Annotated in this window: 22 protein-coding genes; 13 read left to right on the top strand and 9 right to left on the bottom strand. The window is 61.5% G+C overall.

Features of this window, described 5'->3' with window-relative positions:
- Nucleotides 1–155: 155 nt before the first annotated feature.
- The 4 genes from QEO92_RS25250 to QEO92_RS25235 all read left to right on the top strand — a co-directional run bounded on the left by QEO92_RS25250 (nt 156) and on the right by QEO92_RS25235 (nt 6,690).
- A complete protein-coding gene (locus QEO92_RS25250) occupies nt 156–3,812 on the top strand; it encodes a hydantoinase B/oxoprolinase family protein (protein ID WP_227704844.1) in 3,657 nt (1,218 codons plus the stop codon).
- A 20-nt stretch (nt 3,813–3,832) separates the two neighbouring features.
- Nucleotides 3,833–5,047 carry a TIGR03862 family flavoprotein gene (locus QEO92_RS25245; protein WP_227704843.1) on the top strand — a complete coding sequence of 405 codons (1,215 nt, stop codon included), beginning with the start codon at nt 3,833–3,835 and terminating at the stop codon, nt 5,045–5,047.
- A 100-nt stretch (nt 5,048–5,147) separates the two neighbouring features.
- Complete coding sequence (locus QEO92_RS25240; protein WP_037151799.1) at nt 5,148–5,867, top strand: YoaK family protein; 720 nt, start codon at nt 5,148–5,150, stop codon at nt 5,865–5,867.
- 34 nt (nt 5,868–5,901) lie between these two features.
- Nucleotides 5,902–6,690, top strand: coding sequence for a YdcF family protein (locus tag QEO92_RS25235; protein ID WP_227704842.1), 789 nt, complete (start codon nt 5,902–5,904; stop codon nt 6,688–6,690).
- Here QEO92_RS25235 and QEO92_RS25230 read toward each other — a convergent pair whose 3' ends face one another.
- Complete coding sequence (locus QEO92_RS25230) at nt 6,691–7,164, bottom strand: hypothetical protein (protein WP_037151804.1); 474 nt, start codon at nt 7,162–7,164, stop codon at nt 6,691–6,693.
- A 131-nt stretch (nt 7,165–7,295) separates the two neighbouring features.
- Between QEO92_RS25230 and QEO92_RS25225 the strand changes: the two genes are divergently transcribed.
- Nucleotides 7,296–7,949 carry a trimeric intracellular cation channel family protein gene (locus QEO92_RS25225; protein WP_227704841.1) on the top strand — a complete coding sequence of 218 codons (654 nt, stop codon included), beginning with the start codon at nt 7,296–7,298 and terminating at the stop codon, nt 7,947–7,949.
- Between the two features lie 6 nt (nt 7,950–7,955).
- Here QEO92_RS25225 and irrA read toward each other — a convergent pair whose 3' ends face one another.
- Nucleotides 7,956–8,372: an iron response transcriptional regulator IrrA gene (irrA, locus tag QEO92_RS25220; protein ID WP_227704840.1), complete on the bottom strand. Its 417-nt coding sequence runs from the start codon at nt 8,370–8,372 to the stop codon at nt 7,956–7,958.
- Between the two features lie 306 nt (nt 8,373–8,678).
- Between irrA and fabA the strand changes: the two genes are divergently transcribed.
- The 3 genes from fabA to fabI are packed head-to-tail and all read left to right on the top strand — an operon-like array spanning nt 8,679 to nt 11,276.
- Nucleotides 8,679–9,194 carry a 3-hydroxyacyl-[acyl-carrier-protein] dehydratase FabA gene (fabA, locus tag QEO92_RS25215; RefSeq protein ID WP_227704839.1) on the top strand — a complete coding sequence of 172 codons (516 nt, stop codon included), beginning with the start codon at nt 8,679–8,681 and terminating at the stop codon, nt 9,192–9,194.
- A gap of 47 nt (nt 9,195–9,241) precedes the next feature.
- Nucleotides 9,242–10,465, top strand: a complete 1,224-nt coding sequence (gene fabB, locus QEO92_RS25210; protein ID WP_227704838.1) for a beta-ketoacyl-ACP synthase I — start codon at nt 9,242–9,244, stop codon at nt 10,463–10,465.
- Nucleotides 10,466–10,469: 4 nt separating this feature from the next.
- Nucleotides 10,470–11,276, top strand: a complete 807-nt coding sequence (gene fabI / locus QEO92_RS25205) for an enoyl-ACP reductase FabI (protein ID WP_227704837.1) — start codon at nt 10,470–10,472, stop codon at nt 11,274–11,276.
- Nucleotides 11,277–11,342: 66 nt separating this feature from the next.
- On the opposite strand, the gene QEO92_RS25200 is transcribed toward fabI, so the two are convergent.
- The 7 genes from QEO92_RS25200 to QEO92_RS25170 form a co-directional block, all read right to left on the bottom strand.
- Nucleotides 11,343–12,350: a class I SAM-dependent methyltransferase gene (locus QEO92_RS25200; RefSeq protein ID WP_227704836.1), complete on the bottom strand. Its 1,008-nt coding sequence runs from the start codon at nt 12,348–12,350 to the stop codon at nt 11,343–11,345.
- Between the two features lie 90 nt (nt 12,351–12,440).
- Nucleotides 12,441–14,594 (bottom strand): polyribonucleotide nucleotidyltransferase, encoded by a 2,154-nt coding sequence (pnp, locus tag QEO92_RS25195; protein WP_227704835.1) that lies wholly within the window; start codon nt 14,592–14,594, stop codon nt 12,441–12,443.
- Between the two features lie 337 nt (nt 14,595–14,931).
- Nucleotides 14,932–15,201: a 30S ribosomal protein S15 gene (rpsO, locus tag QEO92_RS25190; RefSeq protein WP_037151827.1), complete on the bottom strand. Its 270-nt coding sequence runs from the start codon at nt 15,199–15,201 to the stop codon at nt 14,932–14,934.
- A 208-nt stretch (nt 15,202–15,409) separates the two neighbouring features.
- Nucleotides 15,410–16,774, bottom strand: a complete 1,365-nt coding sequence (locus QEO92_RS25185) for an FAD-binding protein (protein WP_227704834.1) — start codon at nt 16,772–16,774, stop codon at nt 15,410–15,412.
- Nucleotides 16,775–16,943: 169 nt separating this feature from the next.
- On the bottom strand, nt 16,944–17,873 hold the full coding sequence (gene truB, locus QEO92_RS25180; protein WP_037151833.1) for a tRNA pseudouridine(55) synthase TruB: 930 nt from the start codon (nt 17,871–17,873) through the stop codon (nt 16,944–16,946).
- Between the two features lie 12 nt (nt 17,874–17,885).
- Nucleotides 17,886–18,293, bottom strand: coding sequence for a 30S ribosome-binding factor RbfA (gene rbfA / locus QEO92_RS25175; RefSeq protein ID WP_227704833.1), 408 nt, complete (start codon nt 18,291–18,293; stop codon nt 17,886–17,888).
- A 218-nt stretch (nt 18,294–18,511) separates the two neighbouring features.
- Nucleotides 18,512–20,245 (bottom strand): type VII secretion target, encoded by a 1,734-nt coding sequence (locus QEO92_RS25170; RefSeq protein WP_227704832.1) that lies wholly within the window; start codon nt 20,243–20,245, stop codon nt 18,512–18,514.
- Between the two features lie 292 nt (nt 20,246–20,537).
- Here QEO92_RS25170 and QEO92_RS25165 point away from each other — a divergent pair, with 292 nt between their 5' ends.
- The 5 genes from QEO92_RS25165 to QEO92_RS25145 are packed head-to-tail and all read left to right on the top strand — an operon-like array spanning nt 20,538 to nt 25,521.
- Nucleotides 20,538–20,912 (top strand): STAS domain-containing protein, encoded by a 375-nt coding sequence (locus QEO92_RS25165; RefSeq protein ID WP_152601137.1) that lies wholly within the window; start codon nt 20,538–20,540, stop codon nt 20,910–20,912.
- Nucleotides 20,909–21,277 carry a response regulator gene (locus tag QEO92_RS25160; RefSeq protein ID WP_037151841.1) on the top strand — a complete coding sequence of 123 codons (369 nt, stop codon included), beginning with the start codon at nt 20,909–20,911 and terminating at the stop codon, nt 21,275–21,277. Before QEO92_RS25165 ends, QEO92_RS25160 begins: the two co-directional genes overlap by 4 nt.
- Nucleotides 21,274–23,286, top strand: coding sequence for a chemotaxis protein CheA (locus QEO92_RS25155; RefSeq protein WP_037151844.1), 2,013 nt, complete (start codon nt 21,274–21,276; stop codon nt 23,284–23,286). Before QEO92_RS25160 ends, QEO92_RS25155 begins: the two co-directional genes overlap by 4 nt.
- Nucleotides 23,283–23,798 (top strand): chemotaxis protein CheW, encoded by a 516-nt coding sequence (locus tag QEO92_RS25150; RefSeq protein WP_037151847.1) that lies wholly within the window; start codon nt 23,283–23,285, stop codon nt 23,796–23,798. The genes QEO92_RS25155 and QEO92_RS25150 overlap by 4 nt, the downstream gene beginning before the upstream one ends.
- 22 nt (nt 23,799–23,820) lie before the next feature.
- Nucleotides 23,821–25,521 carry a methyl-accepting chemotaxis protein gene (locus QEO92_RS25145; RefSeq protein ID WP_227704831.1) on the top strand — a complete coding sequence of 567 codons (1,701 nt, stop codon included), beginning with the start codon at nt 23,821–23,823 and terminating at the stop codon, nt 25,519–25,521.
- Nucleotides 25,522–25,696: the final 175 nt, after the last annotated feature.

Here is a 25,696-nt window from a genome sequence, read left to right as displayed (position 1 = left end):
GTTGCCGGTTTTGCAGGTGGAGCTCTTTGCTGGCTTCCTTGCCTGTTGGAAAGGCATGATGCTTCAAAAGATATTTTCCTGTCAACTAATCATTGACGTTTTATCGACGAAATGTTTTCGTTATTGCAGATCAAGCTTTCAACGAGGGGCAGAACATGGCCGATGGCAAGTGGGACTTCTGGATCGACCGCGGCGGCACCTTCACCGACATTGTCGGGCGCAGACCTGACGGATCGCTGATCGCCCACAAGGTGCTATCGGAAAATCCTGAGGCCTATCACGACGCAGCCGTGCAGGGTATCCGCGAGCTCCTGGGTATTCCGGCCGGCGTTCCGATCCCCTCGGAGGTGATCGGCGCGGTGAAGATGGGCACCACCGTCGCCACCAATGCGCTGCTCGAACGCAAGGGCGAACAGACCCTGCTCGTCACCACGCGCGGCTTCCGCGATGCCCTGGCGATCGGCTACCAGGCCCGCGCCGACATCTTTGCAAAGAAGATCATCAAACCTGAACTGCTCTATTCGGCCGTCGTCGAGGTCGACGAACGCGTCCGTGCCGACGGGCTCGTCGAAGCGGAGCCGGAGGAAGGCGCGATCCGCGCCGAATTACAGGGCCAATTCGACGCCGGTTTCCGCGCCGTCGCGATCGTCTTCATGCACGCCTATCGTTACCCGGCTCACGAACAGCTTGCCGCACGGATCGCCCGCGAGATCGGCTTCACCCAGGTTTCCGTCAGTCACGAGGTCTCGCCGCTCATCAAGCTGGTCGGGCGCGGCGATACGACGGTGGTCGATGCCTATCTGTCGCCGATCCTGCGCCGTTATGTCGACCAGGTGGCGGGCGAGCTTGGCGCCAACGAGGAAACCGGCCCGCAGCTCATGTTCATGCAATCCTCCGGCGGGTTGACTGCCGCCCGGCTCTTCCAGGGCAAGGATGCGATCCTCTCCGGTCCTGCCGGCGGCGTGGTCGGCGCAGTCGAAACCTCGCGGCTTGCCGGTTTCGAGCGCATGGTCGGCTTCGACATGGGCGGCACGTCCACCGACGTCTCGCATTATGACGGAGAGCTCGAACGCTCCTTCGAGACGGAAGTGGCCGGCGTGCGCATGCGCGCGCCGATGATGTCGATCCATACGGTCGCGGCCGGCGGCGGCTCGATCCTGCATTTCGAGAGCGGCCGCTTCCGCGTCGGGCCGGATTCGGCGGGCGCCAATCCCGGCCCCAAGGCCTATCGGCGCGGTGGGCCGCTCACCGTTACCGACGCGAACGTCATGCTCGGCAAGCTTTCACCCAAACTCTTCCCGGCGATCTTCGGGCCGAACCGCGACCAGCCGCTCGACGCCGACGCAGTGCGCGCCGCCTTCGAGGAGATGGCCAAGGTGATTGGCGATGGCCGCTCGCCGGAGGAAGTGGCCGACGGTTTCCTGTCGATCGCGGTCGAGAACATGGCGAATGCGGTCAAGAAGATCAGCGTCCAGCGCGGCTACGACGTCACCCACTATGTGCTGACCTGCTTTGGCGGCGCCGGCGGCCAGCATGCCTGCCTGACGGCCGACGCGCTCAGCATTTCCACCGTTCTGATCCACCCCTTCTCCGGTATCCTTTCCGCCTATGGCATGGGGCTTGCCGATATACGCGCCACCCGCCAGCGGACGATTTCGCTCGGGCTTTCGGCAGCACTCGAAACGCTTTCTCCGATCCGCGAGGAACTTACGGCAAGCGTGCTTGAGGAAATGGCCTCGCAGGGCGTCGCTCGCTCCGAAACGGACGTGCTGCATCGCGCCCATCTACGCTACCAGGGAACGGATACGACGTTAGCCGTAACTCTCGATGGAGCGACCGCGATGGTCGCCGCTTTCGAGACGGCGCACAAGAAGCAATTCGGCTTCATCTTCGAGAATCGCGAGATCATTTTCGAAGCCTATGAAGTGGAAGCGATCGGCGGCGGCGCCTCTTCCGCCGAGCCGGAATTTTCACTCGAAAGCTCCATGCCGACTGCGAGCGAGAAGACGAGATTCTTTTCGGGCGGCGCATGGCGTGAGGCTCCCGTCTATCGCCGATCCGACATCAAGCCGGGCGCCAAAGCGAACGGCCCCTGCCTCGTCGTGGAGCCGCACCAGACGATCGTCATCGAAGACGGCTGGGCCTTCGAGATCACCAAATTGAACCATGTCGTCCTGAAGCGCGTCGCGGCCCTTTCCCGCGCCTTGCCGATCGGCACGCAGGCCGATCCGGTGCTGCTCGAAGTGTTCAACAATCTCTTCATGTCAATCGCCGAGCAGATGGGCGTCACGCTGCAGAACACGGCCTCTTCGGTCAATATCAAGGAACGGCTCGACTTCTCCTGCGCCGTCTTCGACGAAAACGGCGCGCTGGTCGCGAACGCCCCGCACATGCCGGTGCATCTCGGCTCCATGGACCGATCCGTCGAGACGGTGATCGCTGCAAACAAGGGGAAAATCCGCCCCGGCGACGTCTTCGCCCTCAACGCGCCCTATAACGGCGGCACGCATCTGCCGGATATCACCGTCGTCACGCCGGTTTTTGACGAGAAGGCGCAAGAGGCGGGGAGCGCCGAAGGCGCGACAGGGAACAAAGAACCGAAGATTCTCTTCTACGTCGCTTCGCGCGGCCACCATGCGGATGTCGGTGGCACCGCGCCGGGCTCGATGACGCCGCTTGCGACGACGGTGGACGAGGAAGGCGTTCTCTTCGACAACGTTCTCCTGGTCGACCGTGGCCGCTTCGACGAGGCGGGCATCACCAGGCTCCTCTCCGACCACCCCTACCCCGCCCGCAACGTCGCCCAGAACGTCGCGGACCTGCGCGCCCAGATCGCAGCCAACGAAAAGGGCGTGCATGAGATGCGCAAGATGATCGCGCAATTCGGCCTCGACGTGGTCAAAGCCTATATGGGCCATGTGCAGGACAATGCGGAAGAAAGTGTCCGCCGGGTCGTCGCAAAGCTCAGCGACGCGGAGTTCTCCTATGCGACCGACCAGGGCAGCGTCATCAAGGTCAAGGTCACGGTGGACCGGGACAAGCGCGAAGCGACCGTCGATTTCACCGGCACCAGCCCGCAGAAAAAGAACAATTTCAACGCCCCGGAGCCGGTGACGCGCGCCGCCGTGCTCTATGTCTTCCGGGTGATGGTGGAGAGCGCGATCCCGATGAATGCCGGCTGCCTCAGGCCGATCCGCATCGTCGTGCCGGAAGGCTCGATGCTGAAACCGCAATATCCGGCCGCCGTCGTCGCCGGCAATGTGGAAACCAGCCAGCACGTCACCAATGCGCTCTTCGGCGCACTGGGAGCGATGGCCGCGAGCCAGGGCACGATGAACAACCTCACCTTCGGCAATGCGACCTACCAGTATTACGAGACGCTGTGCTCCGGCTCGCCCGCCGGCCGCTTCAACGACGACACCGGGTTTGCCGGCACGGACGCCGTGCATGTGCACATGACCAATTCGCGCCTCACCGATCCGGAAATCCTGGAAACCCGCTATCCGGTGCTGCTCGAAGACTTCCACATCCGGCCGGATTCCGGCGGCAAGGGCAGGTTTTCCGCCGGCAACGGCACGAAGCGCACCATCCGCTTCCTGGAGAGAATGGATTGCGCCATGCTTTCCTCACACCGGACGATCCGGCCGCACGGGCTTGACGGCGGCGAGGCCGGCGAACTCGGCCAGACCCTGGTGCGGCGCCTCGATGGAACGATGGAAGAGCTCGCCGGCTGCGACCAGACGGTGATCGAGGCCGGCGAAGCGGTGATCGTCGTCACGCCGACCGCCGGGGGCTATGGCAAAGCGGATTGATTTGTCCTAACCCGCAAGGGATGACGAAACAGATCGCGATTATCGGCGGCGGACCGGCAGGGCTGATGGCGGCGGAAGTTCTTTCCGCCGCCCATTATGCTGTGACTGTTTATGATGCCATGCCGACCTTCGGCCGGAAATTCCTGCTGGCCGGCAAGTCCGGGCTCAACATCGCCCATTCGGAGGATTTTTCGCGGTTCGCGGAGCGTTTCGGCGCGGCGTCCGCTCGCCTGCGGCCTGCCCTTGAAGCCTTCAAGCCGGTCGATATCCGGGCCTGGGCGCTCGGCCTTGGCACAGAGACCTTCGTCGGCACGTCCGGCCGTGTCTTTCCCAAGGTCATGAAGGCCTCGCCGCTTCTGCGCGCCTGGATAAGGCGCCTGGAAGCGCAGGGCGTCCAATTGAAGACGCGGCACCGCTGGACAGGCTTTGCGGACGACGGCTATCGCTTCGAAACCCCGGAAGGAGTGACGGTGATCCGCCCGGATGCGGTGCTGCTGGCGCTCGGCGGCGCAAGCTGGCCGCGCCTCGGGTCCGATGCGGCCTGGCTGCCCTGGCTCGGGCAGAAAGGCGTTACGGTCGCCGCTTTCCAGCCCGCCAATTGCGGGTTCGACGTCGCTTGGAGCGAGCCGTTTCGAGAGCGTTTTGCCGGTGTGCCGCTGAAATCCGTTTCCGCATCATCCGATGCCGGCACGATACAAGGTGAGTTTATCATTTCCAGGCATGGGATAGAAGGCAGCCTTGTCTATGCTCACGCAGCAGCACTGCGCGACCGCCTCGAACGGGAGAGCCATGCCGCGCTGACGGTCGACCTGGCACCCGGACGTTCGGCCGAGCGCCTGACCATGGACCTTGCCCGGCTTAATTCCAAAATGAGCTTCTCCAACCGGCTACGCAAGGGCGCGGGGCTCGAAGGCGTGAAGGCCGCCCTGGTGCGTGAGCTCGCGCCGGAAGCGAACCGCATGGCGCCAAAAGAACTGGCCCTATTCATCAAGGCCCTGCCCATTCCGCTCGTCCGACCGCGTCCGATTGCCGAGGCCATATCCTCAGCGGGCGGCATCGCGTGGAGCAATCTTGATGAAAACTACATGCTGAAGCCCCTACCGGGTCTTTTTGTCGCAGGCGAGATGCTTGATTGGGAGGCCCCGACTGGTGGTTATCTACTGACCGCCTGTTTCGCCACGGGCCGCGCCGCAGCAAAGGGTATCGAAGCCTGGCTTCGCTTGCGACTGAGCTGACGCACCGGGCAGATTTGCGATTTTTCAATTTGTCCACGACCATGCCGGGTAACACCATCCGGCATGGGTTCACTCCTGCTTTCGAGGCGAGAGGGCCTCCATGTCCAGAACCAGACGACGCCACATCATCAAACGAAGACGGACAATCACAGGCCTTGCGCTTGTCGCGGCAATTTCCTTCGTCGCCGGTATGACGGATGCGATCGGCCTGCTTCTTTCCGGCGACTTCGTGTCGTTCATGACCGGCAACACCACGCGCGCCGCGCTCTCCTTCGCGGACGGCAACTATTCCCATGCGCTCATCCTCTTCTGCGCGCTTTGGGTCTTCATCGCCGGCAATGCATTCGGTATCGTGCTGGCGCATACCGTCTCGGCCCGCCGCACTTTCGTGGTGCTGTCTGGCGTCGCAATCATCCTGGCTACCGCGTCGGTGCTGCCCGAGACAAGTTTCCCGCGGCTGCAATTCTATCTGGTCGTGCTTTCCATGGGCATGATCAATGCGACGGTAGAACATATCGAGGGATTGCCGATCGGCCTCACCTATGTCACCGGGGCGCTTTCCCGCTTCGGCCGGGGCATCGGCCGATGGCTCGTTGGCGACCGCAACCCCGCCGGCTGGCTGATCCAGACGGTGCCCTGGACGGGCATGGCCTGCGGCGCAGTGACGGGCGCCCTGCTGACGAAATATGTCGGTAACCACGCGCTCTGGATCGTCGCCATGCTGACCGTGGCGATCGCCCTGACAACGGTGCTCATGCCCCGCCCCCTGCATCTCCATTTTCACCAGCAGCCGATGGTGCCGGCCAGGCGCCGCTCTTGACGGGCGAGCCGGCCCGCCGCCATAAGATGTGCCGATGTTCCTGATTTCCAAATTCTTCTGGCTGGCGGCGCAGCCCTTGTCGATCGCCTTCGGCCTGGCTGCGCTTGCAACCCTGCTGGCCTTTGCCGGCCGGCCAAAGCTCGCGGGCACATTCTCGCTTCTCGCAGCCCTCGTGCTGTTCGTCACGCTCTACACGACGACAGGCACCGCTGCGCTGCAGATCCTGGAGGCGCGGTTTCCGAAACCCCGGCAGGAGCCTGCCGATCTCACCTGCATGATCGTGCTCGGCGGCGCGCTTGAGACCGAGGTGACGACCAGCCGCGGCGGCATGGAATTCAACCAGGCAGCCGATCGCTTTGTCGAGACCTTGCGGCTCGCCTTGCGCCATCCGCAGGCGCGCATCCTGATTTCCGGCGGCGACGGCTCCATCAGCGGTGTCTATGAGGGGGAGGCAGAAGCTTCGGAACGGTTCTTCTCCGCTTTCGGCATCCCGGCCGACCGGCTCGTGAAGGAGAATACGTCCCGGACAACCTATGAGAACACAGTCAATACCGCCGAACTCCTGAAGAGCCGGGGGCTCGAAAACTGCCTGTTGATCACATCGGCCTATCACATGCCGCGTTCGGTCGGCCTGTTCCGCAAGGCAGGAATTCAGGTCATGCCCTGGCCGGTGGATTATCGGACGAGCGGCATTGCCGGCCTGTCGCTGGATTTCACCCAGCCTTCGCTCAACGCCCAGCTCACCACCACCGCCGCACGGGAATGGATGAGCCTGACGGCCTATTATCTGACCGGACGCATCGGCGATGTGTTTCCGCAGTGATCACTTCTTGGAGATCGTGACGAAGCGACCGCCGCGCACGCGCACGCGCATCTCGCAGGGCACCGCATCGGTGCGCTCGCAGAAGCGCGGATGCATCTTCAGCAAAAACACCATGTTGCCGAAATATTTGACGAAGTCATAGCTGTAGATTTGTGCCGTGGCGATCATGAAATAACCGCCCTCCCTGGCTTGCAGATAGAAGTTATAGGGGCAGCCATCGCTGTTGCAGCCCGGTCCTCTTTTTCCGTCGCAGACCAATTTACTGTGGTCGGAGACCAGATCGATGATCCCATCGTTGTTGATGTCGAACCGTTCGATGAAGTCCGGTTCGAACTGCGCCATCTTGCACTCGCTCCGGAAGTGATCCTTCTCGTAGATCTCCGGATCGCTGATGAGCTGCTGCTGCGCGAAGGCAAGGGTCGGCACCAGGATCAGCACAACAACCCGGACCCATACGATCAAGAACCTTTTCACGGGATCACCTCCGCAAATTCATCTGTTCACGGCGCACGCGCACCGGTGACGGGTGCGATCGCCGGTGATTATGCTAAGGAGGAGCACTTGCGCGACGCTGACCACACGGGCCGCAACGCTGGGGAATTTGCATGTCCTTGCTGATGATTCTCGACTATGCCGGCATCGCGCTTTTCGCGGCGACAGGCGCGCTTGCCGCCTCGAGAAAAGAGCTCGATCTGATCGGCTTCCTGTTCTTCGCGGCCGTTACCGGGCTTGGAGGCGGCACGCTGCGGGACATCATCCTCGACCGCATGCCGGTCTTCTGGGTTCTCGATCCGACTTATATCCTGATATGCGTGATTGTGGGCGCTTTTCTGTTCAGCACGGCGCACCGGGTGGGATGGCGCTATCGTCTGCTGATCTGGCTCGATGCAATCGGGCTTGCCGCCTACAGCGTGCTGGGAGCGGCAAAAGGGCTCGCCGCCACAGGGTCGCCAACGATCGCAATCGTCGCCGGCACATTGACCGCCACCTTCGGCGGCATCCTGCGTGACCTGCTTGCCAACGAACCTTCCGTCCTGCTTCGGCCGGAAATCTATATCACCGCTGCACTTGCCGGCGCCGGCGGCTTTACCGCGGCTGACGCATTTGGCCTGCCTCTTTATGCCAGCTCCGGCCTCGGCGTGGCAATCGCCTTCGGGCTGCGCGGCGGCGCCATCCATTACGGCTGGACCCTGCCGCGTTACAAGCCCCGGCCCGGCCGGCCTCCGGACGAAGCTATCAAAGGGAAAAAGACGAAATAACCCGTATCAGGACTTCTTTTCGCGCAGGCGGATGATCACATCCACATGAGCAACTTCCATGCCTTCCGGCGCTTCGGGGAGATTGCCGATTTCCAGATTGCTGACCGGAATATCGAGCACCTCGTTGCGGCCTTCCACGAAAAAGTGATGATGATCGGAGATATTGGTGTCGAAGTAAGTCTTGGTGCTTTCGACCGCGAGTACGCGAATAAGACCGGCCTCGGTGAACTGATGCAGCGTGTTGTAGACGGTTGCCAGCGAGACGAGAACGCCGGCCGCAGCCGCTTCCTCGTGCAGTTCCTCGACTGTCAGATGACGGTCGCCCTTGGCGAATAACAGATCGGCAAGCGCGACGCGCTGTCGCGTCGGACGCAGGCCGCAATGGCGCAGTCTCGTCTCGATATCGATCATGGCTTCTGCCATATTGCCTGTCAGCTCCCACCGTTCACGCGCATGTCAGGTATCTTGACTTTCGCATATAACTTTTACGGCCAGCACTTTCAATAGTTTCCGGAGGATACCGGCCGGGAGATCGGCAAAAACGCGCAAATTCCCTCACAAGCCTCTGGTTTGCGCCCATAGCTTCCTATATGCGGACCTAAACAGACGAATGTTCCCACGCTTGGCTATCCCCAGGGCAAAGTGAAAGGTCATCGTCACGCTTCAATTTGGACCGATCTTGCAATAGTGGTTCTGAAACAGAAGGTTCAACGGGGGAAACGGAATTTTATGATAACCAGACAGTCCAGCTTCTCTTACGAAGAAATCCTCACCTGCGCCCATGGCCAGATGTTCGGCCCGGGCAATGCGCAGCTTCCGCTGCCGCCCATGCTGATGTTCCACCGCATCACCGAGATATCGGAAACCGGCGGCCCCAACGACAAGGGTTTCATCCGTGCTGAGTTCGACATAACGCCGGATCTCTGGTTCTTCCCCTGCCATTTCGAAGGCGACCCCGTCATGCCGGGCTGCCTCGGGCTCGACGCCATGTGGCAGTTGACCGGCTTTTATCTTGGCTGGCTCGGCGAACCCGGCAAGGGGCGCGCCATATCTACCGGCGAAGTGAAGTTCACCGGCATGGTTACTCCCTCAACCAAGCTGGTGGAATATGGCATCGATTTCAAACGCGTCATGCGCGGCCGTCTCGTGCTCGGAATTGCCGACGGCTGGATGAAGGCGGACGGCGAGGTGATCTACCGCGCCAGCGATCTGAGGGTCGGCCTGTTCCAGGAAAAGGCGGCCTGACACAGGCCTCGCGCCAAGGCAGAACAGAGAGAAAAGGTTTTGATGAGATGAGACGGGTAGTTGTCACGGGTCTCGGTATCGTATCCTCGATCGGGAGCGATGCCGCCGAAGTCACCGAATCGTTGCGCCAGGCGAAATCCGGCATTTCATTCTCCCCCGATTTTGCCGAGCATGGCTTCAAGTGCCAGGTCTGGGGCAGACCGACGCTTGATCCGACGGACCTCGTCGATCGCCGCGCCATGCGCTTCCTTTCCCAGGGAGGCGCCTGGAACCATGTGGCCATGAAACAGGCGATCGCCGATTCCGGCCTGGAAGACAAGGATATCGGCGAAAACGAACGCACCGGCATCATCATGGGATCGGGTGGCCCGTCCACCCGGACGCTGATCGAGGCGGCCGAAATCACCATCAAGAACAACAGCCCCAAGCGCATCGGCCCCTTTGCCGTGCCGAAGGCCATGTCCTCGACGGCATCCGCCACGCTTGCCACCTGGTTCAAGATTCACGGCGTGAACTATTCGATCTCGTCCGCCTGCTCCACCTCCGCGCACTGCATCGGCAATGCGGCGGAGATGATCCAATGGGGCAAGCAGGACGTGATGTTCGCCGGCGGCCACGAGGACCTCGACTGGACCATGTCGAACCTGTTCGACGCCATGGGCGCCATGACGACCAAGTTCAACAACCGGCCGGAAAGCGCCTCGCGCGCCTATGACGTCGACCGCGACGGCTTCGTCATCGCCGGCGGCGCGGGCGTTCTGGTCCTGGAGGAGCTGGAACACGCAAAGGCCCGCGGGGCGAAGATCTATGCCGAACTTGTCGGTTACGGCGCAACCTCGGACGGCTACGACATGGTCGCGCCGTCGGGCGAAGGCGCGGTGCGGTGCATGCGGCAGGCGCTTGCGACGGTGAAGGGCGACGTGGACTATATCAACACCCACGGCACCTCGACGCCGGTTGGCGACAGCAAGGAGATCGGCGCGATCCGCGAAGTCTTCGGCGACAAGATCCCTCATGTCCAGTCGACCAAGTCGCTCACCGGGCATTCGCTCGGCGCCGCCGGCGCGCAGGAATCGATCTACAGCCTTCTGATGATGCAGGAAGGCTTCATCGGCGAAAGCGCCCATATCGAAAACCTGGATCCGGAATTCGAGGGCGTGCCGATCGTGCGCAAGCGCATCGACAATGCCAAAATCGACATTGCTCTTTCCAATTCATTCGGGTTCGGCGGCACCAACGCCACGCTCGTCTTCCAGCGCTATAATGGATAATTCCATGACGGGAATCATGCAGGGGAAACGCGGCCTGATCATGGGGGTCGCCAACAATCACTCGATCGCCTGGGGGATATCCAAGGCGGTTGCCGCACAGGGCGCGGAACTCGCCTTCACATATCAGGGCGAAGCTCTCGGCAAGCGCGTGAAGCCGCTTGCCGCCGAACTCGGCTCTGATTTCGTCGTCCCGTGCGATGTCGAGGATATCGCCTCGGTCGATGCCACCTTCGCGGCGATCAAGGAGCGCTGGGGCACGCTGGATTTCCTCGTCCACGCCATCGGCTTTTCCGACAAGAACGAGCTCAAGGGTCTTTACGCCGACACGACGCGTGAAAACTTCAGCCGCACCATGATCATTTCCTGCTTCTCGTTCACCGAAGTCGCCAAGCGTGCCGCCGAATTGATGCCGAATGGCGGCTCGATGCTGACGCTGACCTATAACGGGTCCCAGCGCGTCATCCCGAACTACAATGTCATGGGCGTCGCCAAGGCGGCTCTCGAAGCATCGGTTCGCTATCTTGCTGCCGATTACGGCCCGCGCGACATCCGCGTCAACACGATCTCGGCTGGCCCTGTCCGGACGCTGGCGGGTGCCGGAATTTCCGATGCGCGCGCCATCTATTCCTGGAACCAGCAGAACGCGCCGCTACGCCGCACAGCGACCATCGAGGATATCGGTGGCTCAGCTCTCTATCTTCTGTCCGATCTCTCCCGCGGCGTTACCGGTGAAGTTCACTACGTCGACGCCGGCTACAGCATCACGTCGCTTCCGACGCTCGACAAACTGCGCAAGGCGGATGCGGAATAGGACTTTCGGACTTTCCGACTATCAAGAAAAAGACCCTGCCGGCATCGGCGGGGTCTTTTTTTGCGTTTATTTCTTCGCCCAGAGAACCTTGAAGCGGGCGTTGCGGCAGGTTTCGCCATGCTCGCGGAATTCCGATGCGAGAACCGGTTCATAGGGCAGGCCGCGATTGGCGACCAGCATCAGCCGGCCGCCAAGCTTCAGCGCCGATGCGGCACTGCGGATCATCGCCTTGCCGAGCTCCGGATCGGCCGCCTGCGCTTCATGGAACGGCGGATTCATGACGACAAGGTCGTATTTCTCCTTCACCGGCTCGCCGCCGAGATCCTGCCAATAGAAGCGGGCGTTGAGGTTCGGGCAGTTGCGCGCGAGGTTGTGTTTGGCGAATTCCAGCGCCCTGTGATCAGCCTCGTAGAGATCGATGCGGTTCAGGCGCGGCGATCTCGCCGCCAGCATCACGGAGAGATAACCCCAGCCGGCGCCGAAATCGGCGGCATTGCCGTCGAAATCCGTCGGCAAGCGGCCGGCCAGCAGTTCCGAGCCTGCATCGACACGATCGTGGGAGAACATGCCGGGTGCCGCCTCGAAGCGATCCTCGACCGTCGCCGGCATTTTCTTCAGGGCCGTGATCGCGGCATCGGCACTCTGCGGACGGGCAAGCCAGATCGCGACGCCATGGTATTTCGGCGTGTAGTCGATTTGCAGCCCGAGCTTCAGCAGCGTGTTGCGGAGCGGCTGGATGCCATCCTCCTTGCTGCCGGCAATGACGATGACGCCGCCTGGCTTCACGCGTTGCAGGGCTTCTGCCACGCGATCCTCGTTTTCGCTGCGATGCTTGCCGCAGAGCACCAGCGCCCCGTCGTAATTCTCACCCTCCGGCTCCGGAACCGCGCCTTCTCCCAGGGCTCGGAAGAGCGGCCGGAACGGCTGCACGGCAGTGATTTGGGCGCCAAACCCCTCCGGCAGGGCATTGCCGGCTTCCGCGCCGAGAAAAATCACGCGCGCGCCCTCGCCCGGCATGGGCACGGCTTCAGTTGCGAAGGGATGGAACAGGGTTTTCAAGGCGTCGCGGCTCATGTCGGTTCTCTCGGCAATTCCCGGATATCGGATACAGAAAAGGCGCGGAAGAGCTTCCGCGCCTCGATTTTTTCCTGAGCGGAAGGAAGCTTACTCGGCGGCTTCGCCGTCAGCCTTCTTTTCCTTCTTCTCCTGCGGGAGTTCCTGGCCCGTCGCCTGGTCGACAACCTTCATCGACAGGCGAACCTTGCCACGTTCATCGAAGCCCATCAGCTTGACCCAGACCTTGTCGCCTTCCTTGACGACATCGGTCGTCTTGGCGACCCGATCAACGGCAAGCTGCGAGATGTGAACGAGGCCGTCGCGGGCGCCGAAGAAGTTCACGAACGCACCGAAATCGGCAGTCTTGACGACCGTGCCCTCATAGATCTGGCCGACCTCCGGCTCGGCAACGATCGAGTGGATCCACTTGCGGGCAGCTTCGATTTCCTTGCCCGAGGACGAGGCGATCTTCACGGTGCCGTCGTCTTCGATGTTGATCTTCGCGCCGGTCTTTTCGACGATTTCGCGGATGACCTTGCCGCCGGAGCCGATGACTTCACGGATCTTGTCGACCGGGATGTTCATCACTTCGATGCGCGGGGCGAATTCGCCGAGCTGGCCGCGGCTCTCGGTGATGGCCTTGGCCATCTCGCCGAGGATGTGCTTGCGGCCGCCCTGGGCCTGGCTGAGCGCGACCTTCATGATCTCTTCGGTGATGCCGGCGATCTTGATGTCCATCTGCAGCGAGGTGATGCCGTTTTCCGTTCCGGCGACCTTGAAGTCCATGTCGCCGAGATGGTCTTCGTCACCCAGGATGTCGGAGAGGACCGCGAAACGGTCGCCTTCGAGGATGAGGCCCATGGCGATACCGGCAACCGGCTTGGCGAGCGGAACGCCGGCATCCATCAGTGCGAGCGAGGTGCCGCAGACGGTCGCCATCGAGGACGAGCCATTGGACTCGGTGATCTCGGAGACAACGCGCAGCGTGTACGGGAACTGCTCGGGCGTCGGCAGCATCGGATGGATGGCGCGCCAGGCAAGCTTGCCATGGCCGATTTCACGGCGGCCCGGAGAACCCATGCGGCCCGTTTCGCCGACCGAATAGGGCGGGAAGTTGTAATGGAGCATGAACTGCTCCTTGTACATGCCCGTCAGGCTGTCGACATACTGCTCGTCTTCGCCGGTTCCGAGGGTCGCGACGACGATCGCCTGCGTCTCGCCGCGGGTGAAGAGAGCCGACCCATGGGTACGCGGCAGGAGGCCGACTTCGGCGACGATCGGGCGGACCGTCTCGAGATCGCGGCCATCGATGCGGCTCTTGGTATCGAGAATGTTCCAGCGGACGATCTTGGCCTGCAGGTGCTTGAAGATCGCGCCAACCTCTTCAGCCGTGTACTTCAGTTCCGCGGCGCCTTCAGGCAGGAAGTGGGCCTTGACCTTCGCCTTGACGGCGTCGACGGCGGCATAGCGGTCGGCCTTCTGGGTGATCTTGTAGGCTTCGCGCAGTTCGGCCTCGAAGTGCTGCAGCATTTCGGCTTCAAGTTCGGAATAGTCTTCCGGCTGGAAGTCGCGGGGTTCCTTGGCGGCAACTTCGGCGAGTTTGATGATCGCGTCGATGACCGGCTGGAAACCGCGATGGCCGAACATGACGGCCCCGAGCATGACTTCTTCGTTAAGTTCCTTGGCTTCCGATTCGACCATCAGAACGGCATCGGACGTGCCGGCGACGACAAGGTCGAGGCTCGACTCGTCCATCTCGTCGAGATGCGGGTTCAGAACGTATTCACCGTTGATGTAACCGACGCGGGCGCCGCCGATCGGGCCCATGAACGGGATGCCGGAAAGCGTCAGGGCCGCGGAGGTCGCCACCATGGAGAGTACGTCCGGGTTGTTTTCGAGGTCGTGCTGAACGACGGTCACGACGACCTGCGTATCGTTCTTGTAGCCTTCCGGGAAGAGCGGGCGGATCGGGCGGTCGATCAGGCGGGAAACCAGGGTTTCATTCTCGCTCGGACGGCCTTCACGCTTGAAATAGCCGCCGGGGATCTTGCCAGCGGCGTAGGTCTTTTCCTGATAGTTGACGGTGAGAGGGAAGAAATCCTGGCCCGGCTTCGGTGCCTTGGCGGAAACGACGGTCGCGAGAACCACGGTCTCGCCATAGGTCGCGAGGACTGCGCCGTCAGCCTGGCGGGCGATCTTGCCGGTTTCCAGCTTCAGCGGGCGACCTGCCCATTCGATTTCGACAGAGTGAGTATTGAACATGTCTTGTCCTTCAATGCGGAAACATGCGCATCGCAACATCCGGCGCAGCGCATGATCAACCGCAATCAATGTGACGCATCATGGGCAAGACAACGGGAGGCTTTGCAGCGACAGTTTCCCTTTTGGAGAAACTTGGCCAAAGCCACTATGGACTTCGGCCGAAAGCATCCGGCAATCCTGCCCCATGACAGGTCAACGGTTGGTTGGCAGATCCGGCCCATCCGGGTCCGCCGTCGCCTCGTACCGCGTCAATCTGGTGCGCGGCTTGAGTATTTCATCGGGCAAAGCCCGAAAAGACAACCGGCGGGCACTGTTTCCAGGCCCGCCGGAGGATTTCTTAGCGGCGGATACCCAGGCTGCCGATCAGCTTGGTGTAGCGCGCTTCGTCCTTCTTCTTGAGGTAGTCAAGAAGCGAGCGGCGGCTCGAAACCAGCGTCAGAAGACCACGGCGGGAATGGTTATCCTTCTTGTGGTCCTTGAAGTGTTCGGTCAGATTGTTGATGCGCTCCGTGAGGATCGCGACCTGTACTTCCGGGGAACCGGTGTCGCCCTCGGAGGTGGCGTATTCCTTGATAAGCTCAGCCTTGCGCTCGGCAGTGATCGACATCGGACGATCCTTTCTATTGAAGAGGAATTAGGGACGCCAAAAGCCGGGATGTCGTCCAGCCTTGGCCGTGAAAAGCAAAAGTAGCGCTTGGAGCGCCCTTCATGCTGGCGGTGCCTATAAACCATTCATGTCTGGATTGGAAGAGCCGATGTTTTCGGAGGCCGAATGGCAGTCGATCGCGTCCTTCCCGGCGACGTATCGGCTGCAGTCAGAACAATTCATAACCGGGGGCGAATGCGTCAAGCGGATCATAGCGCCGCTTTGCCCCGTCCAGGAACGACCATTTCGGCCCGAAATGGCTTCTCCAATCGTCCCGCGACATGGGAAGGGCACTGACGGGGTACAAGATCCCACCTGCATCGCGAATATGCTCATAAAGCATGCGATTCCTGGCGACCAGTTGCTCCGCTTCAACAGCTCCGCTCGATGTGGGGATGCGGACCAAATTGAATGGAAAGACGATGCTCTCATCCGGCAACCGGAGCAGAGGAGTGCGCAGCGCCCCTGTGAGCAAGGGATAGAAGGTGATCCGTCCGAAGGGGCCGACATCCTCGTTGGTCAATCCGTTCAAAATGTCGCTGGCGATCTGTTCCGCGCAGGAGCCGAGAAGGAAGGTCAGCAGCCAGGGGTGTGGACTGAACCATTGGCCGTTGGACCGGAGCAGGTTTTCAAGGCGTGCAAATGCTCTGACATCCTCGGAATAGCTGACATCGGAAATGTCCGCTGCGCTACGCTGATCCGACAAACCGGCAAGGACGGCTTTGTCATCGGGAACCGCAGCGCCATCGTAGAAGACGACTCCTTCGAGCTGATATTGCCAGGCGCCGGCTCCGTCAGGAAGAACTGCGCCTTGCAGATAGTCGAAGCGGCCATCCGCGAGGGCAGTCCGCTGGTCTTCGGTCAGGGAACGCAAGTCGGAATAAAGCAGGTGGAACCGGCGAACCCGCTCGGGGGCGCGCATCAGGCGCAACGTGACTCGTGTGATGATTCCGCACTGGCCCAATCCCGCACGAACGGCATCGAAAAGATCGGGATTCACGTCTTCGGAACAGGTCAGTTCACGACCGTCACCCGTCACCACATTCAATGCAAGGACGTTGTCGGTCTGCATGCCATGACGAAATGTCGTCCCGCCAATTCCACCGACGGCAAGCGTGCCGCCCACAGACAATTCAAGATAGTTTGGAAGAACCGGCGGCGTAAGTCCGTACGCCAGCGCCGCATCGAGAACGGTGCTCCACGTCGCTCCTGCATCGACGACCATATGATCCGGCTGGACATAGTGGATCGTGTTGATCGCCTTCATCTCAATGACGATTCCACCGTCCACCGCCGCCCGGCCATAGGTCGAATGGCCCTGCCCTCTGGCAGCGACCTTCAATCCGCGGCTCGCAGCCCAGCGAACGAGGTCAGCAATATCGGCAACCGATGCGGCCTTGAGCACGGCCTGTGGGCGCCTCTGCACGACATGGCCGAAGTCGTCCGCCGCTTCAGCGAGATCCTGCGGATCTCGGCTGAACATGCTCGGACCGGCAAGGTCCGGATGCTGCGCCGCGCGTTTGTCGATGGCCATCAGCTCCTCCTCTGTCTTGAGGCCGGCAAAGGCATGAGCCAGCTCGCCGCTTCGTATCCGGCTGGCGACCAGGCGTTACAATCGACTTTAAACAATACGAACTTTTCGAAAAGATGGCAGTACGGGATCGGACCCGCACGGCCCGATCCCTTCCCCGGTCTGGGTCAGTTCAGCCGAATACCCGCTTCGGGCGGAATTCCCCCTGGCCGATCTCGCCGATGGCAATCAGTTTTCCGCGCGCCGTTGCATAGGCCTCGGTCTCAGCCACCGGAGCGTCGCGTCCCCGCAGAATCACCGGATTTCCCATCTTCAGCCGATGCGCCTGATCGTCGGTCATCGACAAGTGTGGCAGGTTGGAGAGCGCCTCCGCCGTATCGATGAGGAATTCATCAAGCGCAGCGAGCCGCTCGTCACGGTCTTCGATCTGTTCCAGCGCCACGAGATCGGCGAGCGGCACCATGCGGTCCTCGGCAAACGGCGCCACGAAGGTACGGCGAAGCTCGGAGATATGGCCGTAGCAGCCGAGCTCGCGGCCAAAGTCGCGGGCCAGCGCCCGAACGTAGGTGCCCTTGCCGCATTCCACCTCGAAATGCGCCTTGTCGGCCGCAACCCCAAGCAGCGTCAGGCGAAAGATCTCTACCTCGCGGGACGGGATTTCCACCGTCTCGCCATCGCGGGCAAGATCATAGGCGCGTTCGCCGGCGATCTTGATCGCCGAAAACTGTGGGGGAACTTGCGTAATCAGGCCAGTATATTTCGGCAGGAGATCGCGGATCGCCTGCTCCGTCGGACGCGTGTCGGATGTGGCGGTCACTTCGCCTTCCAGATCGTCGGTCGAACGCTCCTCGCCCCAGGTCACGGCAAATTCATAGATCTTGCGCCCGTCCATGACATAGGGAACCGTCTTGGTCGCGTCGCCGAGCGCGATCGGCAGCATGCCGGAGGCAAGCGGGTCGAGCGTGCCGGCATGGCCCGCTTTCTGGGCATTGAACAGCCACTTGATCTTGGAAACGGCTTCGGTCGAGCCGAAATCCACCGGCTTGTCGAGGATCAGCCAGCCGGAAACCGGCCGGCCCTTGGGTTTACGTGGTTTGGACATGCTTTTTCTTGGCTACTTCTTGTCTTCGTCATCACCATCAAGGTCCCGCTGGACCTCGGGTGAACGGAGCAGATCATCGATTTTCTTATAATTGTCGAAGCTGGTATCGTCGCGAAAGCGCACTTCCGGCATGTATTTCATCTGCCGGAGCTGGCCGCCCAACCGGCCACGGATGAATTTCGCATGACGGTTGAGGGCATCGATAACGGCCGCATGATCGGGCAGGCCAAGGGGGGTCACATAGGCTGTGGCGATCTTCAGGTCCGGCGACATGCGCACTTCGGAGACGGAAATCACCGTCCTTTCGATCAGGTCGTCGCGCACTTCGCCGCGCTGCAGGACCTGGGTTATGGCAGCGCGGACCTGTTCGCCAACGCGAAGCATGCGCTGGGAGGGCGCCGAGGATGTGGCTTTGGTCATCTTGTTTCTCTTTATAGAACGCTGCCGGGGTTCGTCCCGACCGAGCGCTACCTCAAGCAAGGCGGTCCAAATGACCGAGACGCGGCCAAAGGTCAAGGCTCGAACTGCAGTTTATCATAATACGGAACGCGATCCGACAGGACCTTAATTCGGTTTTCGATGAGGGGCGGATCGCGCAGGTCCAGCTGGTCGAAACCTGCTCCCCGATGGATCTCGCCTCAGAACAGCGCGTCCTCGATATCCTCGTCGGATAGGAGCGCGGCGACGGCCGGCGCCTCCACCGGCGGCGCAGTACCAAGCACCTCGGCATGCACCTCGCGCTCCGCGACCATGGTATAGAGACGGGCGATGCGGTTGCCGAGATCGGCCAGGGGCCTTTCGATTCCCGGTAGACCGACCACGTCTTCCTTGAGCGCGAGATCATCGGCACAGGCGCGCAGCACCTCGCCAAGTTCGGCATTGAAGTTCAGGCGTGACAGCGAGGCATCCATCTCTCCGACCGCCGTCCTGCTCTGTTCGCCGAGCGCGGACATCTGCTCATCCATGCGGTCGCCGACGGCGCGGATGTTTTCGAGCGCATTCTCCAGGCGCTGATCGAGGGAGCTCTCACATTCCTCGCCCTGAACATCATTCAGCTTGTTGGAAGCGGCCTCCAGTGTCTGAAGTTCGGCAAGGATCTTCTCGGCCGTCTCGTCGAGTTGGGCTGCAAAGTTGCGCAATTCGACGGTCACGACATTGATCGCTTTGCCCTCTTCACCAATCTTGCCGCAGCGAAGATTGGTGTTGAGCGCCATATAGTGGATGTCGGTACGCACCGCCCTTACAACACCGATACCATCCAGAAGTTCACGCACGATGCCACCAATCGAGTGGCTGAGCTCACCGGCTTCCCGGGCGACACCTTCTATTTCCCGCACGGTACCGCGGGCGGTTGCCACGCCGTTTTCGAGTTCACGGATCGCGTTGTCGTTTCCACCGCTGTCGGAATCGGTCATCGTCTTGCGCAAAGCCTCTATTTCCGACAGGTCGGAACGAAAGCTTGCAACGGTGGCGACGATTTTCGCCGTATCGCGATCGAAGTCTAAAATCGAATGATCGAGCTGCAGCGACACGAGTTTGCGGATGATCAGTGACAGGCTCTCGCGCTGCTCGGTCCGCAGTACCGCTCCTTCGGGCGACTCCAGATATTCCGAGAGAATCTTGAAGCTGGACTGACAATGCTCGATGCGCTGGCGGGTAATATCGCCAACCTGCATGGCCGAAAGCGTGGCAGCGAGCTTCGTCTGGATACCACCGGCAACGGCGCGCACCCTGGCGGCGCGTTCGACAAGCAGCTTGCGGTGCTGGCCGATCTCCGCTGCACCATTCGACAATCCGGCGACGATTTGCGGTATCTTCTCGTCATATCTCGCAAGGATCGCCTTTCCCTTGGCCATGACCGGACCGAGGCCGTGACCGAGCGTGCCGAGCTTGCTGGCGAGATCGTTGACCTGTCGCGTACCTTCCTGGATCCGTTCCAGAATCTCTTCCGCAAAACCGGAAAAATCGGTGATGCCGGCGCCGGTGATCTTGGCGGTCACGGCAAAGGTGCGCAGATAGCGCAGCGTCTCCTGCATCTCCTCGATCTCGGGCTCGAGCTTACGCTCGGCGCAGGCGATTTCCTGGAAACCGGCCTGGCGAGCGGCCTCAAGTTCGGTCAGATGCGACAGCCGGTCGACCGTGCTCTTCAGCTCGGCCATCGTGGCATTTGCCGTTCCTTCATCCAGCGAACCGGTCAACTGGTCTAGAGAGGCGATCAGCTTGTTCAGTACATCAAGGATTGCCAGAAGCGCAGCGCCGCCGTCCAGAAAGCGCTCTTCTATCCGCGAGCGCGCCGTTTCCATCCGGTCGGCAAAATGCAGGACGCCTGCCGTGTCTTCCGCGACGTTTAAAATGGATGCCCTGACAGCCACTCTGCCTCACCTTTCGGGCCCCGCAGGGACCTCACCTTTTTCAATGAATGACGAATGACTTCGCCCGGATCGTTTTGGGACAGGCCCGCGCCGGCAAATCCCGGCGCTGGTTTCGTCCTGCGCGGAAATTACTCTGAGAGGCGAGGGGTTAATTCCGACAGAACAGGCATCCGGTTTCGCGACTTGTGGTTAATTTTCCCGACGATCTGTCGGTGAGGCGGGAGCTATCACTATTATGCCGTGAGAAATCGCCACCGTCGCTTAACGTACCGTTAACGATAGAAGCTCAGAGTTGAATAATATTTCAGCTTTCCCGAAATTATGTATTGAGGTAAAAATGCCCGCTTCTAACAATATTGAGGAACGCGTTATATTATCGAAGAATTTGACTGTTCGGACAATCAATTCCGTTCAGCAGGAATTACTTCAATCCATCGAGAAGAATAAATCCACGACGATCGAACTTTCTGACGATTGCCAGGTGGACATCAGCTTCATCCAGCTCATGGAAGCAGCCCGCATCTATGCCGGCACGGCCGGAAAACACATCGCGCTCGCGCGGCCCGCCAGCAATGCAGCGCTTGATGTCCTGCAGCGCAGCGGCGTTCTCGAAGGAATGTCCGACGACGACGCGAAATTCTGGCTTCATCAAAAGGGAATTCAATGACCGCCAGCATCCTCACAGTCGATGATTCCGCCAGCATCCGCCTGACGACACGCGTCGCCCTCAGCAATGCCGGATACCAGGTCACCGAAGCCGTAGACGGCATGGACGGCATCGCCAAGCTCAATGCGGGCCAGTTCGATCTAATCGTCACCGACCTCAACATGCCGAACATGGACGGGCTCACGATGATCCGCGAGCTGCGTAAGATGCCGGCACATATGGGCGTCCCGGTGATCTTCCTGACGACGGAGTCCGACAGCGACCTGAAGCAGCAGGCGAAAGCCGCCGGCGCCACCGGCTGGCTCACCAAACCGTTCGATCCGGAAAGCCTGGTCAAGATCGTCCGAAAGGTGCTTGGCAAATGAGCTTTCCCGATCCTATCGCGGTTTTCAGAACGGAAGCAGCCGAGCTTCTGGAACAGATCGAGGCCGGGCTCCTCGATCTCAACGTAAACCTCGGCGACAAGGACCAGGTGGACGCGGTCTTCCGCGGCCTCCATACCTTGAAGGGCTCGGGAGCCATGTTCGGCTTCGATGCGCTCGCCGCTTTCACCCATCATTGCGAAACGGCCTTCGACCGCGTCCGCAAGGGCGAGGTGCCGGCAACGCAGGAACTGGTCACTGCGGTCCTCGAAGCCAAGGACCACATGCGCGCCCTGGTCGAGACGCCGGTCGGCGACCATGAGGCCGCGAGCGAGGCGCTTCTCGCCAATCTGCGCGCTGCCGTCGAAGGCGCCGGGCAACCGGGATCGGCACCGGCAGCAGGGTCCGCGCCGGCGCAGACCCTCTTCCATATCCGCTTCAGCCTGCCGCAGAATGCGATGGCGAACGGCACCAATCCCCTGCCGCTTCTCGACGAGCTGCGGGAACTCGGCGAGTGCAAAATCGTTGCCGACCGCTCGGCGATCCCATCGCTCGATCTCCTTACGCCGACCGACCTTCATATTTCCTGGGATGTGGAACTCCTGACCGCTCAGCCGCGCTCGGCGATCGAAGATGTGTTCATCTTCGTCATGGACGAGATGCAGCTCGACATCACCACCGTCGAGGCTACGGCCCCCGCCGTAAAGGCACCGGTCAGATCGGAAGCCGCTCCCTCGCCACAGCCGGTTGCCGCCACGCAGGATATGGCAGCCGCAGCGCGCGCGCCAACGCCGGTATCCGCCCTCACCGCTCCCGCCGACACGAAGCCGAACAAGGCATCCGAAAACGTCCGGGTGCCGGCCGAAAAGCTCGACGAACTGATGGACCGGGTCGGAGAACTCGTCATCGCCCAGTCGCGGCTCAGTCAGCTCGCGGGCGGCAGCGGCGATCTCCAGCTCCGCGCCGTCTCCGAGGACGTCGAGCGCCTCTCCGGCGAGTTGCGCGACACGATGATGGTGCTGCGCATGGTTCCCGTGGCGCACCTGTTCAGCCGCTTCCGCCGGCTGGTGCATGACCTCGCGCACGAGACGGGCAAGACGATCGAACTCATCACCGAAGGCGAAAGCACGGAAGTCGACAAGAGCGTCATTGAGCGCCTTGCCGATCCGCTGGTGCATCTGGTGCGCAATTCCTGCGACCACGGCCTTGAAACGCCGGAAGAGCGTCGCGCGGCCGGCAAGCCGGAAGCGGGCCGCATCCTGCTTTCCGCCCGCCAGCAGGCCGGCGAGGTCATCATCACCATCAAGGATGACGGCCGCGGCATCAACAAGGACCGCGTCCGTGCCAAGGCGGAAGCTTCCGGCCTCATTCCTTCCGGCGCCAGCCTCACCGATAACGAACTCTACCAGCTCATCTTCCAGCCCGGCTTCTCGACGGCGCAGCAGGTCACCAACCTTTCCGGCCGCGGCGTCGGCATGGACGTGGTCAAGCGGACGATCGACGCGCTGCGGGGCACGATCAACGTCGCTAGCCATCCGGGCCAGGGTTCCGAAATCTCGCTCGCGATTCCGCTGACGCTTGCGATCATCGACGGCCTGCTCGTTCGGGTCGGCGCCGGTCGTTATGTCATCCCGCTCTCGGCCGTCGAGGAATGCCTGGAGCTTTCCATTGAGGAGGACATGCGCTCACGCGGTCGCAGCTTCATCTCGCTGCGCGACAGCCTCGTCCCCTTCCTGAGGCTCCGCGATCTCTTCCGCACCGGCACGAAGCCGGATCCCTTCCAGAAGGTGGTCGTCATCTCCACCGGCTCCGAACGGGTGGGACTGGTGGTCGACCAGATCATCGGCGACCATCAGACGGTCATCAAGGCCATGTCGAAACTGCACCATGATGTCGCGACCTTCTCGGGCGCCACCATTCTCGGTGACGGAGACGTGGCGCTGATCCTCGATGTCGGCCATCTCGTGGCCGAAGGCCAGCAACAGGAGGCGCATTTGCGCGCGGCAGGATGAACGAGGCAGCCAGAAAGATTTCCGAAGACCTTTGGGACGGCCGCGACGAGCTGGAAGTCCTGACATTCGACATCGCCGGCGAGATGTTCGCGCTGGAAGCCTTCATCGTGCAGGAAATCCTCGATCTCCTGCCGGAGACCGTCGTTCCGGGCGCCAAAGCCTTCGTCGGCAGTGTCATCAATTTCCGTGGCAAGGTCATTCCGCTCGCCGATATCCGGCTCGCATTCGGCATGGAAGCGACCAAGCCAACCATCGACAGCCGGATCATCGTCATCGAACTCGATATCGACGGGGAGCCGGTGCTGGCGGGCATCCGCACCGACAAGGTGCACGAAGTGACGACCCTCCTGCGTGCGGCGGGCGAGCCGCCGCCGAGCGTCGGCATGCGCTGGCGGCCGGACTTCATCGACTGCCTGGTCAAACGGGGAACCGAATTCATCATCATCCCCAATCTTCAGGCGATTTTCTCTGCTCAACACGATCATCCTGCGGCTGTGGGCAGCCACAGCTAACGACCTTCACGAGGGACTTGAAATGCGCGCGACGATCAAATTGAAGTTGGCTTTAGCGTTCGGTTTCGTCATCATCATGCTACTGGCGACGGCCGCTTACGGTATCTTCAGCCTCAGCAGTCTCAACGATACGCTTGAACAGGTCATCACGGGCCCCGCCGAACGCCTCAAGCTCGCGCAGACGCTCAATAACGAGCAGCTCCAGCAGATTCGCCAGCAGAAGAACCTGCTGATGGCGGAAAGCGCCAGCGAAATGCAGGACTACATTTCGAAGAGCGACGAGGCTCGCCGGGCCTTCGACCAGACTTTCAAGTCGGTTTTCGCGCTTGCGACCGAACAGGGCAAGGCGAACTGGGCGAAACTCGAAGGTTTCACCGCCGAGTTCCGAAAGCAGGATGATCGCATCCGCGGCCTGATGCTGGGCGGCGATGCCGCGGGCGCACTCAGGGTTTCGAGCAACGAAGCCCGCGCCGTCACCAATGACATCGATGCGCTGCTCACCCAGGTCGTCAGCCTTGAGGAATCCCGGCTGAGTGAAGCGGACGCGCAGGCCGACGTCGACTATGCCCAGACCCGCACGATCATGATCTCGGTCGCCGGTATCGCTTTCGTCATCGCCGTGCTCGCGGCCATCTGGATCGCATTGTCGATCAACAAAGGCCTGCGCAATGCGGTAACCGCCGTGCAGCGCATTGCCGAGGGGGATCTCACCAAATTTGCGACGATCACCAGCAGGGACGAGATCGGCGAACTGCTCGGTTATGTCAATACGATGATCGAACGCCTGCGCGGCGTGGTCGGCGATGCACTCACTGCCGCCGACAACGTCTCCTCCGGCAGCCAGGAACTTTCGGCGAGCTCCGAGCAGCTCTCGCAAGGCGCGACCGAACAGGCTTCCTCGGCCGAAGAGGCCTCCGCGTCCATGGAACAGATGGCCGCCAACATCAAGCAGAACGCTGACAACGCCGCCCAGACCGAAAAGATCGCCCGCCAGTCCTCCAGGGATGCCGAAGCTTCCGGCCAGGCTGTCAATCGTGCCGTCGGCGCCATGCGCACGATCGCCGAGAAGATCTCCATCGTGCAGGAAATTGCCCGCCAGACCGACCTGCTCGCGCTGAACGCCGCAGTCGAGGCCGCTCGCGCCGGCGAGCATGGCAAAGGTTTTGCGGTCGTCGCGTCCGAAGTGCGCAAGCTTGCGGAACGCAGCCAGGCCGCAGCCGCAGAAATCAGCGCGCTTTCCGGCGACACGGTTCAAGTCGCCACGGAAGCCGGCGAAATGTTGAACAGGCTGGTTCCGGATATCCAGAAGACGGCCGAGCTGGTCTCCGAGATCTCCGCGGCCTGCCGCGAGCAGGATATCGGCGCCTCGCAGATCAACGAGGCGATCCAGCAGCTCGACAAGGTGACCCAGCAGAATGCCGGCGCGTCGGAGGAGATGTCAGCCACCTCGGAAGAGCTCGCATCGCAGGCGGAGGAACTGCAGGCCTCGATCGCCTTCTTCAAGGTCGACCAGAATGGCGGCAACAAGCTGGCAAAGCGGACTGCGGCTGCTGTTACCGCCTCGAAGCCGGCAACAAGGCCGGCGCACCGCCCGGCAGCACCTCAGTTCCACAAGCCTGATCATTCGGTGCAGAGCCAGCAGGCCCGTGCCAAGGGCTTTGCCCTCGATATGTCGATGGGCGGCCCCGACGCGGACGACGAAAACTTCCGCGAAAGCGCCTGAGAGCGCGCCAGAAATTGCCCTAGGATAAAACATCCCGGGGCCGTCGTTGCATGTATGCGATGACAACAAGGCCGGCTCGCCGGCCCTTGCAGAGGGGTGAATGTATCGGCCTGACTGCGCCAGCACAGCTACCGTCCATTGACGGTGCAGGTTTGTCATCGCATTGCAATCGGGG

The sequence above is a fragment of the Neorhizobium petrolearium genome, assembly GCF_029854435.1.
Lineage (GTDB): Bacteria > Pseudomonadota > Alphaproteobacteria > Rhizobiales > Rhizobiaceae > Neorhizobium > Neorhizobium petrolearium.
Note: the sequence above shows the minus strand (reverse complement) of the source record. Positions and strands in the feature narration are given on the sequence as shown.

Coding starts and splice junctions, on each gene's coding strand:
- QEO92_RS25250 (WP_227704844.1), top strand. CDS start 156: ATGGCCGATGGCAAGTGGGACTTCTGGATCGACCGCGGCGGCACCTTC.
- QEO92_RS25245 (WP_227704843.1), top strand. CDS start 3,833: ATGACGAAACAGATCGCGATTATCGGCGGCGGACCGGCAGGGCTGATG.
- QEO92_RS25240 (WP_037151799.1), top strand. CDS start 5,148: ATGTCCAGAACCAGACGACGCCACATCATCAAACGAAGACGGACAATC.
- QEO92_RS25235 (WP_227704842.1), top strand. CDS start 5,902: ATGTTCCTGATTTCCAAATTCTTCTGGCTGGCGGCGCAGCCCTTGTCG.
- QEO92_RS25225 (WP_227704841.1), top strand. CDS start 7,296: ATGTCCTTGCTGATGATTCTCGACTATGCCGGCATCGCGCTTTTCGCG.
- irrA (WP_227704840.1), bottom strand. CDS start 8,372: ATGGCAGAAGCCATGATCGATATCGAGACGAGACTGCGCCATTGCGGC.
- fabA (WP_227704839.1), top strand. CDS start 8,679: ATGATAACCAGACAGTCCAGCTTCTCTTACGAAGAAATCCTCACCTGC.
- fabB (WP_227704838.1), top strand. CDS start 9,242: ATGAGACGGGTAGTTGTCACGGGTCTCGGTATCGTATCCTCGATCGGG.
- fabI (WP_227704837.1), top strand. CDS start 10,470: ATGACGGGAATCATGCAGGGGAAACGCGGCCTGATCATGGGGGTCGCC.
- QEO92_RS25200 (WP_227704836.1), bottom strand. CDS start 12,350: ATGAGCCGCGACGCCTTGAAAACCCTGTTCCATCCCTTCGCAACTGAA.
- pnp (WP_227704835.1), bottom strand. CDS start 14,594: ATGTTCAATACTCACTCTGTCGAAATCGAATGGGCAGGTCGCCCGCTG.
- rpsO (WP_037151827.1), bottom strand. CDS start 15,201: ATGTCGATCACTGCCGAGCGCAAGGCTGAGCTTATCAAGGAATACGCC.
- QEO92_RS25185 (WP_227704834.1), bottom strand. CDS start 16,774: ATGGCCATCGACAAACGCGCGGCGCAGCATCCGGACCTTGCCGGTCCG.
- truB (WP_037151833.1), bottom strand. CDS start 17,873: ATGTCCAAACCACGTAAACCCAAGGGCCGGCCGGTTTCCGGCTGGCTG.
- rbfA (WP_227704833.1), bottom strand. CDS start 18,293: ATGACCAAAGCCACATCCTCGGCGCCCTCCCAGCGCATGCTTCGCGTT.
- QEO92_RS25160 (WP_037151841.1), top strand. CDS start 20,909: ATGACCGCCAGCATCCTCACAGTCGATGATTCCGCCAGCATCCGCCTG.
- QEO92_RS25155 (WP_037151844.1), top strand. CDS start 21,274: ATGAGCTTTCCCGATCCTATCGCGGTTTTCAGAACGGAAGCAGCCGAG.
- QEO92_RS25150 (WP_037151847.1), top strand. CDS start 23,283: ATGAACGAGGCAGCCAGAAAGATTTCCGAAGACCTTTGGGACGGCCGC.
- QEO92_RS25145 (WP_227704831.1), top strand. CDS start 23,821: ATGCGCGCGACGATCAAATTGAAGTTGGCTTTAGCGTTCGGTTTCGTC.